This window comes from Polyangiaceae bacterium, assembly GCA_020633235.1.
Classification (GTDB): Bacteria; Myxococcota_A; Polyangia; order Polyangiales; family Polyangiaceae; genus JACKEA01.
Genome location: JACKEA010000006.1, coordinates 735025 through 749637 on the forward strand (window position 1 = coordinate 735025; position 14613 = coordinate 749637).

Annotated in this window: 13 protein-coding genes; 11 read left to right on the forward strand and 2 right to left on the reverse strand. The window is 66.8% G+C overall.

The annotated features are described in order from the left end of the window. The first annotated feature begins 24 nt into the window (after window positions 1–24). The 4 genes from H6717_33040 to H6717_33055 all read left to right on the forward strand — a co-directional run bounded on the left by H6717_33040 (window position 25) and on the right by H6717_33055 (window position 4055). Window positions 25–756, forward strand: coding sequence for a peptidase-C39 like family protein (locus H6717_33040; GenBank protein ID MCB9581906.1), 732 nt, complete (start codon window positions 25–27; stop codon window positions 754–756). Next, a complete protein-coding gene (locus H6717_33045; protein ID MCB9581907.1) occupies window positions 731–2194 on the forward strand; it encodes a RimK family protein in 1464 nt (487 codons plus the stop codon). The genes H6717_33040 and H6717_33045 overlap by 26 nt, the downstream gene beginning before the upstream one ends. Window positions 2195–2256: 62 nt before the next feature. Next, a complete protein-coding gene (locus H6717_33050; GenBank protein ID MCB9581908.1) occupies window positions 2257–3423 on the forward strand; it encodes a glutamate--cysteine ligase in 1167 nt (388 codons plus the stop codon). After that, window positions 3387–4055, forward strand: coding sequence for an N-formylglutamate amidohydrolase (locus H6717_33055; protein MCB9581909.1), 669 nt, complete (start codon window positions 3387–3389; stop codon window positions 4053–4055). Before H6717_33050 ends, H6717_33055 begins: the two co-directional genes overlap by 37 nt. Here the strand turns inward: H6717_33055 and H6717_33060 are convergent. Continuing rightward, window positions 4036–4731: a Crp/Fnr family transcriptional regulator gene (locus tag H6717_33060; GenBank protein ID MCB9581910.1), complete on the reverse strand. Its 696-nt coding sequence runs from the start codon at window positions 4729–4731 to the stop codon at window positions 4036–4038. The genes H6717_33055 and H6717_33060 overlap by 20 nt on opposite strands. Window positions 4732–4814: 83 nt before the next feature. Between H6717_33060 and H6717_33065 the strand changes: the two genes are divergently transcribed. Then, window positions 4815–5237, forward strand: coding sequence for a DUF3887 domain-containing protein (locus tag H6717_33065; protein ID MCB9581911.1), 423 nt, complete (start codon window positions 4815–4817; stop codon window positions 5235–5237). Here H6717_33065 and H6717_33070 read toward each other — a convergent pair. Next, entirely contained in the window at window positions 5234–6565 is a 1332-nt protein-coding gene (locus tag H6717_33070; GenBank protein ID MCB9581912.1) for a protein kinase, read from the reverse strand. The genes H6717_33065 and H6717_33070 overlap by 4 nt on opposite strands. 86 nt (window positions 6566–6651) lie before the next feature. Here H6717_33070 and H6717_33075 point away from each other — a divergent pair, with 86 nt between their 5' ends. From H6717_33075 to H6717_33100, 6 genes are all read left to right on the forward strand, one after another. Continuing rightward, window positions 6652–8310 (forward strand): OPT/YSL family transporter, encoded by a 1659-nt coding sequence (locus H6717_33075; GenBank protein ID MCB9581913.1) that lies wholly within the window; start codon window positions 6652–6654, stop codon window positions 8308–8310. 57 nt (window positions 8311–8367) lie between these two features. Further along, window positions 8368–9333, forward strand: a complete 966-nt coding sequence (locus H6717_33080; GenBank protein ID MCB9581914.1) for a serine/threonine protein kinase — start codon at window positions 8368–8370, stop codon at window positions 9331–9333. Beyond that, a complete protein-coding gene (locus H6717_33085) occupies window positions 9330–10415 on the forward strand; it encodes a PAS domain-containing protein (GenBank protein ID MCB9581915.1) in 1086 nt (361 codons plus the stop codon). Before H6717_33080 ends, H6717_33085 begins: the two co-directional genes overlap by 4 nt. After that, on the forward strand, window positions 10412–10555 hold the full coding sequence (locus tag H6717_33090; GenBank protein ID MCB9581916.1) for a hypothetical protein: 144 nt from the start codon (window positions 10412–10414) through the stop codon (window positions 10553–10555). Before H6717_33085 ends, H6717_33090 begins: the two co-directional genes overlap by 4 nt. Before the next feature lie 52 nt (window positions 10556–10607). Next, on the forward strand, window positions 10608–12134 hold the full coding sequence (locus tag H6717_33095) for a hypothetical protein (GenBank protein MCB9581917.1): 1527 nt from the start codon (window positions 10608–10610) through the stop codon (window positions 12132–12134). A 116-nt stretch (window positions 12135–12250) separates the two neighbouring features. Beyond that, entirely contained in the window at window positions 12251–14611 is a 2361-nt protein-coding gene (locus tag H6717_33100) for a TonB-dependent receptor (GenBank protein ID MCB9581918.1), read from the forward strand. Window positions 14612–14613 lie beyond the last annotated feature (2 nt).

A 14613-nucleotide genomic window follows, 5' to 3' on the forward strand; every position in this document is an offset into this window, starting at 1 on the left:
TGGCATGGTGGTGCAGCCAGCGCCATGCCCAAGAAGAAGCTCCGCCTCGAGATCCTGCCGCAACCGGACGACACCACCTGCGGGCCGACCTGCCTACACGCGGTCTACCGCTACTACGGCGAGGACCTCCCGCTCGACAAGGTGATTCGGGAGACCCAGACGCTTCGCGAGGGCGGGACGTTGGGCGTGCAGCTGGCCAACCACGCTCTGTCCCGCGGCTACCGCGTCACCCTGTACACCTACAACCTGTTGGTGTTCGACCCGACCTGGTTCGAAAAGCCCGGGGTCGACCTGGCGGACCGGCTCCGGCGGCAGGCCGAGGTCAAGCGCTCCCCCAAGCTGCGGCAAGCGACCCGCGCCTACCTGGAGTTCCTGCAAAAGGGAGGGAAGATCCGCTTCGAGGACCTGACGGCCAGCTTGATCCGCCGCTACCTGGGGCGCGAAATCCCCATTCTCACCGGCTTGAGCGCGACGTATTTGTACCGTTCGGCTCGCGAATTGGGCGAGCACGTCATCGAGCTCGACGACATTCGCGGAGAACCCATGGGGCACTTCGTCGTACTGAACGGTTACAACCGCGAAGAGCGTCTGGCTCACGTGTCGGATCCTTGGGAGCCCGAGTCGCGAGGTCGATCGCGACAGTACTGGATCGACATCGATCGCGTGATGAACGCGATCTTGCTCGGCATCGTCACCTACGACGCCAACCTGCTCATCATCGAGCCTTCAGATGCGCGCGCTCATCGTCGTCAATAATCCTCGAGACTGGTCCTTTTCAATCCCCGGCGTGGAGGTAGTGTCCGCCCGGAGCTACCTCACCCGCACGGAGTACAGCGACTTGCGCGGCGTGACGGTGTTCAACCTGTGCAAGTCGTACCGCTATCAGAGCCTGGGGTATTACGTCTCGCTGTTGGCGGCTGCCCGGGGGCACCGTCCGGTGCCCAGCGTGACCACCATCCAGGATCTGAAGGCGAACGAGATCGTCCGGATTCGCTCTGACGAGCTCGACGACCTGATCCAGAAGAGCCTGGCCCCGATTCAATCGTCGAGCTTCGTGCTCAGCATCTACTTCGGGAAGAACCTGGCCAAGCGTTACGACCGAGTGTCGGCGCATCTGTTCAAGCTCTTCTACGCACCGCTGTTGCGGGCCACCTTCAACCGCTCCCGCGGCGGACACTGGTTCTTGTCGAGCATCCTGCCCATTTCCTCGGGCGAGATCCCCGAGACGCATCGCGACTTCGTGGAGGCGCAGGCGCGCCACTACTTCCACCAGCGCCGTTGGGTCGCACCCAAGGTGAACGTCTCCCGCTACGACCTCGCCATCCTGTTCGATCCGGAAGAGGAAGAGCCGCCCTCCGATGAGCGAGCGATCGCAAAGTTCGTGAAGGCGGCACAGCGCTTGGGCATGAGCGCTACCGTGATCGGCAAGGACGACTACGCGAATTTGGCGGAGTTCGACGCCCTCTTCATCCGCGAGACGACGAACGTCAATCACTACACCTATCGCTTCGCGCGCCGAGCCCACGCGGAAGGCATGGTCGTCATCGACGACCCGGACTCGATCTTGCGCTGCACCAACAAGGTCTTCCTGGCGGAGCTGTTGGAGCGGCACAAGGTGCCGGCTCCGCGCACCGTCGTGCTCCACCGCGACAACATCGGCCAAGTTGCCGAGACGTTGGGCCTGCCCTGTATCCTAAAGCGCCCCGACAGCGCCTTCTCCCAGGGCGTGATCAAGGTCTCTTCGGAGGACGAGCTGCGCCAGGAGGCGGAGCGCATGTTCACCAAGTCGGAGCTCGTGATCGCGCAGGAGTTCTTCCCCACGGACTTCGATTGGCGCATCGGCGTTCTCGCCGGGGAGCCGTTGTGGGCGGCCAAGTACCACATGGCGCCGAAGCACTGGCAGATCATCAAAGGGCATGGCAGCGGGCGCCGCTACGGCCGGGTGGAGGCCGTGGCCATGGACGACGTGCCGCGCCCGGTGGTGCGCACGGCGCTCAGGGCGGCCAACTTGATTGGCGACGGGCTGTATGGCGTGGATCTCAAGCAGCGCGGGCGCCGGGTCACGGTGGTCGAAGTGAACGACAACCCCAGCTTGGAAGCGGGCTACGAGGACACCGTGCTGAAGGACGCGCTCTACGATCGCGTCATGCAGGTGTTCGTGGATCGCATCAGCGCGCACAGTCGGGGGCTGTAGCCGTGGCGGACGAGTCCCCCAAGCTGCATCTGTTCGAAGGCTTCGGCGTGGAGCTGGAGTACATGATCGTCGATCGGAGCACCGGCGCAGTGTTGCCAGTGAGCGATCGCTTGATCGAGGCGGCCAGCGGCGAGATCCAAGCTGAGATCGAGATGGGAGAGCTCTGCTGGTCCAACGAGCTCGTGCTCCACGCCATCGAGCTCAAGACCAACGGCCCAGCCCCCGCGCTCGAGCCCCTTGCTGGCTTCTTCACGCGGGACGTGAGCCGCATGGCGGAGCTCCTTCGTCCCCTGGGGGGCACGCTGATGCCCACCGCCATGCACCCGCTCATGGACCCGACTCGCGAAACGCGGCTGTGGCCCCACGACTACGGCGAGGTGTACCAGACCTTCGACCGCATGTTCGATTGTCGCGGTCATGGCTGGTCGAACCTCCAGAGCACGCACCTGAACTTGCCCTACCAGGGGGACGAGGAGTTCGGCCGACTGCACGCCGCCATCCGCGTGCTGTTGCCGGTCTTGCCGGCGCTGGCGGCGAGCTCGCCCATAGTGGAAGGGCGCGTCACCGGCATCGCCGACAACCGCCTCGAGTACTACCGCGGAAACTGCAGCAAGATCCCGATCGTGACGGGTGGGGTGATCCCGGAGCCGGTGTTCTCCCAGCAGGGCTATCGTGACGAGATCCTCGCGCCCATCGCCGAGGCCGTCGCGCCCTACGACGACGAAGAAGTCCTCGACCCGGAGTGGGTGAACGCCCGCGGCGCGATCGCGCGGCTCGAGCGCGAGAGCATCGAGATTCGTGTGCTCGACGTGCAGGAGCATCCCGCCGCCGACATCGCCATCGTTGCCTTTGTGGTGGAGCTCTTGCGTGGATTGACGGAAGAGCGCTGGTCGAGCCTCGAAGCGCAGCAGGCGCTTTCCGTGGAGCGCCTGGAGCCGATCTTCGTCGACTGTGTGCGGCGGGGCAGTCGTGCTCGGATCGAGGACGCGGACTACCTGGCAGCGCTGGGGGCAAGACCCGCCGAAGCGGCGGGGGTGTGGCAGCAGCTACTGGCCCGGGCGCGGCCGGTGGCAGAGCGCGAGGAGTGGCTTCGGCCGTTGAAGGTGATCCTGGAGCAGGGCACGCTCACCGAACGCATCGTCCTCGCCACCCGCACCCGGTCCATCCGCGACGTGTACGAAGAGCTGTCGCGCTGTCTCATGGCCGGCGTGCCCTTCGAGGCGTCGTGAGGGTGGTGCTCACGGTCGAGCACGCGACGAACCACGTTCCCGTGGAGCTTCGGCCACTGTTTGCCAGGGCGCGGCGCGTCCTCGACAGCCACCGCGGCTGGGACCCCGGGGCGCTCCAGCTCGCGCGCGCGCTGAGACGCCGGTTGGATGCCCCGCTGTTCGCCGGCACCGTATCCCGGCTGGTGATCGACCTGAACCGCAGCCTGCACCATCCGGCCCTGGTCTCCCGCTGGACACGCGACGTTCCTCGCGCCGATTTGGTCGCCCACTATTGGCAGCCTTTTCGCTCCGCGACTCGCGAGGCAATCGACGCGGCGGGCAGCGTCGTTCATCTGAGCTGTCACTCGTTCACCCCACGGCTCGGTTCCGAGGTGCGCAACGCCGACATCGGTCTGTTGTACGATCCGGCGCGTCCGCGCGAGGTTGCGCTGGTGCGCCGCATCCACGCGCTGCTCGGCGACGAGCTTCGCGTGCGCCGGAACTACCCGTACCGCGGCACCGCGGACGGCCATACCCAGAGTCTGCGCCGCAGCTTGCCCAAGTCGCGCTACATCGGAATCGAAGTCGAGCTGTCGCAGGCCAGGCTGGACGCCATTCCTCGCGTCGCGCGGGCTATCGCGCGCGCCGTTTGAGCGCGTCCAGATCCAGGATCTCGATGCGACCGTAGGAGAGCCGCACCACACCCTCGGCCTCCAGGGTCTTGAGCAGTCCGTTGACGGTCTGCCGCGAGCTCGAAAGCATACGCGCCAGCTGCTCTTGGCTGGCTTCGATCACGCGGCTGCTGCGATCGCGCCACTGGCCGTGGCTCTCGGCCATGATCACCAACCGGTGCGCCAGGCGGTCCGCCAGGGGGCGTGCGCTGTTGTCCTCCATGGCGGCGAAGGTCAAGCGCAGCTTGCCCATGGCCAGCGCTCCAAGAGCGCGCCAAAAGGCCGGATCCCGCTCCAAGATCGCGTCCAGATCGCTCTGCAACACGTGCACCAAGAGCGAGTCCGTCGTGGCGATTCCGTTGAGCGGCGATGGTTCGCCGTCCAACACGGAGATCTCACCGAGCCACGTGGGCGGCTCCACCACCGTGATCAGCGCTTCGTCGCCGCTGTCGAGCGGCGACGAGATCCGTATGGCGCCTTCCAGCACGGCGAACAAACCGTTTGCCGGTGCGCCTTGGGTGATGACCTGCTGTCCCGCGGGGATCTTTCGCACGGAGCCCGCCGACAGCAGCGCTTCCTTTCGGCTGTCCGACAGTCCGAAGAACCATCGCCCTCCGTCCAAGAGTGCTCGGTACTTTCGCGCGTTTTCCCGGTCCACGGCGGAAACTCCTCGAACTGTCGTGGGGACGACACTGTGTTGCCAGAGCCAACTCCATATTGCCGGACGAAAGGGAACGTCCGATGAAAAAAACACTGCTAGCGCTCGCCGCGGGATTCGCCTTGACCGCCTGCGGTGGCACCGCGGAATCCAGCAACGGCGTCTCGCGCGAGGAAGCGCAGGGACAGGCCGAAGGCGCACTTCTCGCGCTGGACGCCGGCGACTACGCGCAGTTCTCGCGGGACTTCTCTCCCACGCTGCTCGAGGCGCTGCCAGAGAAGAACTTCGCGGAGCTTCGCCACCGTCTCGAAGAGACGAGCGGGCACTTCCAGTCCGTCGAGAGCCTGAGCGAGGTTTCCGATCCGGGCTACGCAACGTTCGAGATGACGGCCAGCTTCGAGAGGGAGCCGGTCCGGGTGCTCACCTGGTACCCCATCGGCAGCCACGAAATGCAGGGATTCTGGATGGATTCCGAGAACCTCCAGGCCTTCCACTCGGATGACTAACCGCGCCGCATCCCCGCCTTGCGTACCTGCTGCTCCAGATTCCTGAAGCGCTCCGCCAAGGCTCGCACCAACTTGCTGCTCCAGCCCTCGATGCCGAGCTCGTCGTTCATCGTGCGCTTGTCGAGCACCAGCACGGTGACCTGATCCACTGCCTCGACACTCGCCGCCCGCGGCTCGTCCAGCAGTAGGGCCATCTCGCCGAACACGTCCCCGGCTTCCATGATCGCGAGCGTCTCGTCGCCGTCGGGCAAGTCCCGAAACGCCCGGCAGCGTCCGCTCACGATCATGTAAGCCGTGTCGCCCACGTCGCCCTCACGCACGATCACCGTGCCGGGCATGAAGATTTGACTGGGCAGGTACAGGCCGCCCCGCAAGAAGCGTCGCACGTCGTCCTGTAGCTCGAGCACGCTCTGGAAGCGCTGCGCGGGCTCCGGCGCCACGGCGCGCGCGACGATCGCGCGCAGGCGCTTCGAGACGTCCATGCCAAAGGTGACGGCCTCCAGGGGCACCACCTGCCCGGCCACGGCCTTGGCCAAGATTTCCTTCGCGCTCTTGGCCTTGCCGTAGGGCGTGTGGCCGCTGACGATCTCGTAGAGCAGCGCGCCGAGGCCGAACACGTCGCTGCGTTCGTCCATTTCCGCGGGATTTCCCCGGGCCTGCTCCGGCGCCATGTATGCCGGCGTCCCCACCGGGCCGGGGGCTTCCATCTGCGACATCTCGCCGGATGCCGGGCGGGACTTGGTGAGCCGCGAGAGCCCCCAATCCATGAGGTACACCTGGCCGAAGCCGGCAATCATCACGTTCTCGGGCTTCAGGTCGCGATGGATCACGCCCCTGTGATGGGCGTAGGCCACGGCGTCACAGATCTTGAGAAAGATCTCGAGGCCCTCCTGCAAGCGCTCGGTCGACCCCGCCGGCCGGGCGGGATCCGCGAGCCAACGATCCAGGCCGATGCCCTGCACCAGCTTCATCGTGAAGTAGGGAACGCCCTCGGGGCTGATGGCGAGCTCGTGCACGGGTACGATGTTCGGGTGCTCGAGCTGCCCGGTGATCTGCGCCTCGGCCACGAAGCCGTCGCGGTACATGGGCACCGTCGCGAGCTTCTTGTCGAGGCGCTTCAAGGCGACGGGCCTCAGCAGGTTCTTGTCCATCGCCGGATGGACCCGTCCCATGCCCCCGCGTCCCAGCTCCGGGTAGATGGCCAGGTGGGAGGGCGTGGGGATCGCCTCGGACCGAATCACCTCGGGCTTCACCGCATGGTCCCCGTTGACGGGGATCGCCTCGATAACGGTTACCGGCTCGACATCGGCACTGTCTCTCTCGCTCACGGTCCTCTCCCAAGCGCCGAGACTACCACCCCCAGCGGGCATTTTTTGTTGGTCCGCCGCGGCCCACGCCAGATTACCGTCCGGCCGTGTCCGACCGACGCCCGTCCCTGCGCGCCATCATCACCGGATTTCTGCTCGCGGTGCTGCTCTGCGGAGTCAACTCCTACCTGACCCTCTCCTTCGGCGTGATCGAAGAGGGGCCCACCATCGCGGCGTTGCTCTTCTTCGCCGTGTTCTTCCTGTCGAGCAACAAGATCACCAGCACGGAAATGGTGATCGTGGCCACCATGGGCAGCGCGGGCGGCAGCTTGGGGTTCATCTCCAACTTCTATGCCGCCAAGGCGATGACGGGCGACCCGTACACCCTCGGACAGATGGTCGGCTTCGCGGTGGTCACCAGCCTGGTCGGCATGGTGTTCGTGCTGCCGCTCAGGGAGCTGCTCATCTTGCGCGAGAACCTGCCGTGGCCTGGTTCCAAGGCGACGGCGAGTGTGATCGAGGCGCTGGTAGAGAAGGGGGATCCGAAGCAGCCGTACTACTTGGTGGCCACCATCGTGATCGCCATGGCGTACGTGATCTCGAACACGGAAGATGGCTTCAACGTGGTCCCCGCCGAGACGGCTCTCCCGGTGTTCGGCCTCGCCGCCTTCGGCGCTGCCATCGCCTGGTCGCCGTTCGCGATCGGTGGGGCGTACCTGATGGGGCTCCGCACCTGCTTCGGCTTCCTCGTGGGCGGTGTGGTGCTGCTCACCATGGCTCCCCACGTGGACACTCCGGCGGCGCCGCACCGCTACGTGTGGCCGGGCATCGGCTTCCTGGTGGCCTCGGGGCTCACGCTGATGGCCGTGAACTGGCGGGTGATCACCGCATCTTTGAAGTCTCTGGTGAGCCTTCGGGGTGGGCTGGAGGACGACGATCGCGTGATGTCACCCCGCGCCCTGGGACTCTTCGCGGCCGTGGCGTTGGTCGTCACCGGCGTGTTCTCCGTGATGGGCATGGGGCTCAACCTGGTGCTGGTGCTGGTCCTGGTGGTCATCGGCGGCTTCTTGCAGAACGTGATCGCGACCCGCGCGGCCGCCCAGACGGCCTTCAATCCCGCTCGCGTGATGGGCGTGCTGCTGCAGGGCATCACCGCCGCAGCCGGCGGCTCCAGCGCGGCGACCAACCTTGCCGGTGCCGGCTTCGTGGCGGGCAGCGGCGCGCAGGCGGGGAACCTCACGGGGGACATGGCCTACGGACGTTGGTTCAAGGTCCCCGCGCGCTGGCAGTTCTGGACGCAGCTGCTCACCATCTTGCCCTGTGCGTTGGTGAGCGCGTGGGTGTTCCAGAAGATCCAAGCCGCGCGCCCGCTGGTGCTCGAGGGGCCAGGACACCCCGCACCGGTGGCGAAGATGTGGGCGGCCACGGCGCTCATCTTCGACGGCTCCACCAGCATGCCGCCAGGCGCGATGTCGGCGATGCTCGTCGCCGGCGCCATCGGCGTGGTGTACGTGCTGCTCGAGAATCGACCGTCTCTCGAACGATGGATGCCGTCGTCCATCGGCATCGGCATCGGACTGGTGCTGCCCGTGGCCTACGACTTCGCGTTCTTTCTCGGCGGCGTGCTCTTGTGGGTGGTGCTCGGGCGTTGGCTCAAGGTGCGGGGCATCACGCTGACCACCATCGCGGTCGGCTGCATCGTGGCCGAGGGACTTGGCGGCGTGCTGAAGCCCGTCCTCCACATGCTGCACCTGATTCCGGGCTGAGAGGCGCCCCGCGGGGGTTGCGCGCCGGACCGACATAATTATGTCTAAGACATATCTATGTCAGAATCAGGCTTGGAGCACTCGGCGGGCGAGCGAGTCGACCGCTACAAGCTGATCCGGCCCCTGGGCCAGGGTGGCATGGGGGAGGTGTGGGTCGCCGAGAACGCGGTGATGGGCGCGCTGGTGGCTCTCAAGTTCTTGGGGCGCCATCGAAGCTCATCCGCCCAAGAGCGCCTCTTGCGGGAAGCCCGAGCAGCGGCTCGAGTGCGGCACCCCGCTTGCGTGCAGGTGTTCGACGTCGGCGTCGACAAGAAGGGGGATCCGTTCTTGGTGATGGAGCTCCTCGACGGGCTATCGCTGGCGGACCTGCTGGAGCAACGAGGTGCCTTGGAAGTGCGGCAGGCGGTGGAGCTGGGCGCGCAGGTTGCTGACGCACTTTCAGCAGCGCACGAGCTCGGCATCGTTCATCGCGACGTCAAGCCGGACAACGTCATGCTGGTCGAGGTCGACGGGCGCAAGGTTCCGAAGCTCCTCGACTTCGGGGTCGCGCGCTCCACGGAAGACGCCGTGAAGCTCACGCTGGACGGCAGTCTGGTGGGCACGCCGGCGTACATGGCGCCGGAGCAGATCACGCGCGCCGAAACGTCGGACCCACGCATCGATGTGTGGGGGCTGACCGTCACCTTGTACGAGATGATCGTGGGCACGGTGCCGTTTTCCGGGTCCGGGCTCACGGACGTGCTCGCTTCGGTGACGCGGGCGGAGCCGCTGTGGCCGGGTGCGGTACCAGGCTTGGACACCGCGCTGTGGCGCATCATCGACCGCGGCTTGGCCAAGGACCGATCGGCGCGTTTCCAGTCTGCGGCAGAGCTTTCTGCGGCGCTCAAGGACTGGTTGGCCCAGCAAAGCACCGGCGCCGAGCACGCGAAACCCGAGGCCACGTCGACGCTGGCGGCGCCCGAAGAAGCGTCGGTCGGTTTCGACGCCGTCATCTTCGCGTCACTAGGAAAGGAACGAACGTGAGCGTCCCCGAGCTGTCATTCTCTCGAGCAGAGCCCATCTCCGTCCGCACTTCCAACGTGGATCCTACCGGCATCGCGGCGATGTCCGATGCGGATCTCGACGAGCTCCCTTTCGGCGTCATCGAGCTCGATCGAGACGGAGTGATTCACCGCTACAACCTGGCAGAGTCACGCTTCGCCCGGCTGGATCGCGCCTCGGTCCTGGGCAAGCGCTTCTTCCAAGACGTCGCACCCTGCACGCGCACGCCGGAGTTCCAGGGACGCGTGGACGAGTACTTCGCCCTGCCACTGGTGGAGCGGGCGGACGTGCGGCAGTTCAGCTACCTGTTCGACTTCAAGTTTGGCGCGCAAGAAGTGTCGGTCGAGATCGTGCGCTCGCCGAACGCGGATCGCGTCGTCTTGTGCGTCAATCGACTGAGCTTCGATCAACCGCGCAGCGGCCTGCCCGAGGGTTTCGCCGCGTTCTCCCAGGCGGAGCTCGCCCCGGACGAACGAGAGCACGGCGTGCACCGGGACACGCAGGAGCAACGCTTCGTGCGAGTGCCGGTCCCCTTCTTTCGCGCTCTGCACCAGACCTGGACCAAGCTGGCACCCAACGGTTGGCGCGTGTTCAGTCGCCACTGGGGGATCACCTGGGGACGCCGTTCCGTGGTGGAGCTCGAGACGGCGGCCCTCGAGGCGGAAGCCAAGGCCCTGCGCGAGCTGCCCATGAAGACGGTGTTGTCGCTGGTGCGCGAATGGTCGCGCGCGCAGGGCTGGGGCGACCTTCGGCCGGATTTCTCGCCGGCGCGGCAGGGTGCGTTCGTCGTCCACCTCGAGCGAAGCGCGTTGGCGGAGGCGGTGGGCATGACCGGGCAGGCCGGGTGCGCGCTGATCGAGGGCTGGCTCGCCGCCGTGTTCAGCCATCTGGCGCGCCGCAAGCTGACCACGCGCGAGATTCAATGCCGCTGCCAGGGTGACGATGAGTGCGTGTTCGTGGTGGTGAGCGAGGACCGGGAGGCCGAGCTCGAGCGTGCCAGCGAGAACGTGCGCGACGTGAGCCGAGTGGTCGAAGGTCTCCGCAAGGGGAGGTCGCGATCGTGAATGAGCTCGACGACTTTGGCCTCAGCGAAGAAGAAGGCGCCCAGCACACGGAATTCTACTTCGATCAGTTTCCCTGGGCGGGAGACATGACGACCCTGGAGCAGATGCTCCCCGAGGAGTTCTTCGCCCTCGTGGATTGACCGCGCCAAACTGTGCCACGACACGGGCACGGGACTTGCTGGTGCCGGAGCCATGACCCAGCACGTGTCCGATCTGGTGGTCTCCACCAGCGAGCGGGCGCCGGCGACCACTGCCAGCGGCGCCCGCGTGGTCGCGATCGTGTCGTGCGCTGCGCTGATGGGCTTGGTCGTACGCAACGCGTGGATCGCGGACGACGCGTTCATTGCATTTCGAGCCGTCAAGAACTGGGTGGACGGCTACGGACTGGTGTCCAATCCCGGTGAGCGGGTTCAGGCCTTCACCAGTCCTTTGAACACGCTGCTGATCGCCGCCGGCCGTTCGGTCTTCCCCAACGTGTACAGCGTCGCCCTGCTCCTGGGGCTGCTCTCTACCGCCGCTCTGGCCGTCCTGACGGTGCGCGCGTCGCGCTCCGTTGCGCCGGTCGTGCTGTTCGCCAGCTCCGGCGCGTTCATCGATTTTTCCACCAGCGGCCTCGAAAATGCCTTGGCGCATCTCCTGCTCGCCGTCTTCGTCCTTTCTTTCTTGTCGGAGCGCCGCGGAAACGTCGTGTGGCTGACGGCGGGGCTGGTCGTGCTCAATCGTCTCGATCACGCCTTGCTCGTCGCCCCTGCCGTCGCGCTGATGGCGGTGGAGGAGAAGTCGTGGAAGCGCCCGCTCTTCGCGGTCGTGCCCGTGCTCGCTTGGGAGGCGCTGTCCCTGGTGTACTACGGCTTCTTGCTGCCCAACACGGCCTACGCCAAGCTCACCACCACGCTGCCGCGTTCCGAGCTGTGGGGACAAGGGCTCTCGTACTTCGTGGAGAGCCTACAGCGAGACCCGGTGACCCTCGCCTGCATCGCCGGCGTCGTGTCGGCCGTGCTCTGGCTCGGGGACCGCCGCGCCCGCGTCGTCGCCCTCGGGATCGTCGCGCACCTGCTCTACGTCGTGTGGATCGGCGGCGACTTCATGTCCGGTCGATTCTTCACGGCGCCCTTCGTGGTGGCCGTCGTGCTCGGCGTGCGGCAGCTCTTGCCGCTGCTGGAGCTGCGCGCTCGTGTGGCATTGGGAGCCGGTGCGCTGTTGGTGGGCGCCACCAGCGGAGCGTCCCCGCTCCGCCCGCTGAGCTACCAGTGCTCGGTGCCGCCCTCGGGCATCGTGGACGAGCGGGCCTGCTACGTGGAGCACACCGGCCTCCTGCGGAACCTGCGTCGCCCGGGATTTCAGGAGCATGACTACTTCCTGAAGGGCGCCGCTTGGAGAAAGTCCCACCAGCGAGTGGTAGCCAGCAGCTTGGTCGGCCTCGCCGGCTTTGCCGCGGGACCCGAGGTGCACGTCGTGGACACCTACGCGCTCACGGATCCACTGCTGGCCCGCATTCCCTTCTCGGCGGGGGAGAAGTGGCGCATCGGGCATTGGTCGCGGCCCATCCCGGCGGGTTACCTCGAGTCTCTGGAGCACGGCGACGACGAGATCAAAGACTCTACGCTGCGGGAGTATTACCAGCACCTGCGCCGCGTCGTTCGCGGTCCGCTGTGGAGCGGGGAGCGCTGGCGGAGCATCTGGCTCTTGAACAGCGGCCGGCTGCGCCCGCCGGGCTGATCCGTGCGCAGGGCTGCCTCGTACCGAGGGAATGCCGCTTACTGCTCCCCGTCCTTCGGTAGCACGTTTCTATAAATTCGTAGCACGATCCGAACGTGCGTGATACGGCGGAGCACGTGAGACGTCGGCTCCTGGTCCTTCTGCTGGCACTTTCGTTGCCGGCCCTCGCCCACGAGGTCACGCCGCCGAAGCTCTCGGGCGCACCCACTGCTGCGTGCCCCGATCATGAGACCTGCCTCCACGAGCTCGTGGTGCCGCTGCTGCTCACCGTGGGGCCCGATGGCCGGGTTCAGGACGCCGAGGTCGATGTGTCGCTCGGGGAGCCCTTCGACAGCGCCGCACTTCGGACGGCTCGCGGCTGGGACTTCGAGCCGGCGCGAACGGCCGACGGTCCCGTGGCCGCAAAGGTGCGGGCCGCCGTCCGATTTTTGGCCTCCGAGGCGCCCACGGTCGCGCGCGAACCAGAGCCGAGACTGGCTCCCGCGGAACCCACGCCGGTCAAGCTCGTGGGCCATGGCGAGGAAGAGCACGTCAACGTTCATGTGCACGGTGCGCCGCCGCCGCGCACTGCCTCCGAGAGCCAGCGCGACAGACGCGTGTTGGGGGCAGCGCCGCACCGCACCGCGAGTGATCTGCTCACGACCGTGCCGGGCGTCTTCGTCTCCCAGCACAGTGGCGAGGGCAAGGCTCATCAGATCTTCTTCCGCGGGTTCGACGCCGTGCACGGACAAGACATAGAGATCTGGGTTGCCGGCGCGCCGGTGAACGAGGTCAGCAACGTTCATGGCCAAGGCTACGCAGACTTGCACTTCGTGATGCCGGAGGTGGTGCGCCAGGTGCGCGCGCTGCCCGGGCCGTACTCTCCCCGCCAAGGCGACTTCGCCGTGGCCGGCACCATGCTCTTCGACCTCGGTTATCCCGAGCCCGGATTCACCGCCAAGGCTTCGGCGGGCAGCTTCGGTGCCAAGCGAGGCTTCCTCGCGTTCCACCCGGCAGGCGAGTCGGAGGAAACTTTCGCCGCCGCGGAGGTGTACGAGACGGACGGCTTCGGCGTGGGGCGGTCGGCGAGCCGAGCCAGCGCGATCGCCCAGTGGCTGCATCCGCTGGCGGACGAGCTCTCGCTTCGGCTGATGGCGACGACCTACTCTGGCCGCTTTGGCAGCGCTGGAGTGTTGCGTCTGTCGGACATCGAGAGCGGTCGCGTCGATCGCTTCGACAGCTACGACACGCGCCAGGGCGGACACTCCACCCGCTCGAGCTTGCTGGCGGAGGTGACCGGTGGCGTGGAGCACTGGCAGCTCCGCTTCGCCCCGTATGTAGTGTGGCGCACGCTCTCGCTGCGCTCGAACTACACCGGCTATCTCGTCGACCCCGTCAACGGTGACACCAGCGAGCAGCTGAACGACGCAACCACCGTGGGGCTCAACGCAAGCCTCGAGCGCCAGCTCAGCTTGCTCTCCGATCACGATTCCATCGAAGTGGGCGTGTTCGGCAGGCAAGACTCGATTTCGCAGAGCATCTCCCACGTCAGCACGCTGGACGGCCACGTCGTGGATACCCCCGTCGACGCGGACGTGAAGGCGGTGGACGCCGGTGGCTACGTGGACGTTGCCGTGCGGCCCGTTCGTCGCGTGGTGCTGCGCGCCGGCGTGCGTGCGGACGGGCTCGGCTTTTCCACGCGCAGCGGCGGCGCGCGCTCCGCCCAAGGCGTCGTCGTTGGCAAGAAGGCCACGCTGGACGTCGCTGTCGCGCCGCGGGTGCACGCCGTGGGCAGCTACGGCGAGGGGTTCCGCTCGCCTCAGGCTCGGAGCCTGGGCGACGGTGAAAAGACGCCGTTCACCACGGTGCAGTCCTTGGAGCTCGGACTGCGCTACGCGGACGGCAAGCGGCTCAGGGCTTCCATCGCCGGCTTTCGTACCACGCTCAGCGAAGATCTGGTGTTCGACGAGACCACGGCCAGGAACGAGCCCGTGCCGGGCACGCTGCGCCTCGGGGCGGTGGCGGACGTGGTGGCGGAGCCCACGCCCTGGTTCACCTCCGCCCTGGGCGCGACCTACACCCGCGCCACGTTTCGCGAGTCCCAAGGCTCGCGCTACGAGAAGGGCGCACTGCTCCCCTTCGTGCCCCAGGTGGTGGTGCGCTCCGACATCGCCGTGCGCCCGACGCTGGCCCGAGTCTGGGGCCGCGATCTGGTCGCGACGGCCGGAGTCGGCCTCACCACGCTGTTCCGACGACCGATCCCCTATGGCGAGCTCGGCCACGACGTCTTCCTGATGGACGCCCGCGCCAGCGCGCGCCTCCGCGAAGTGGAGCTCGGGATCGAAGCCTTCAATCTGCTGGGTGCGGACTGGTACGACGGCGAGTTCGTGTACGCCTCGAGCTTCGATCGTCAGGGTCCCCTATCCAGCTTGCCAGTGCGACACGTGACGGCGGGGCCGCCCCGCAGCGTGCTCGCCTCAGTGACCGTCTACTTGTGAGG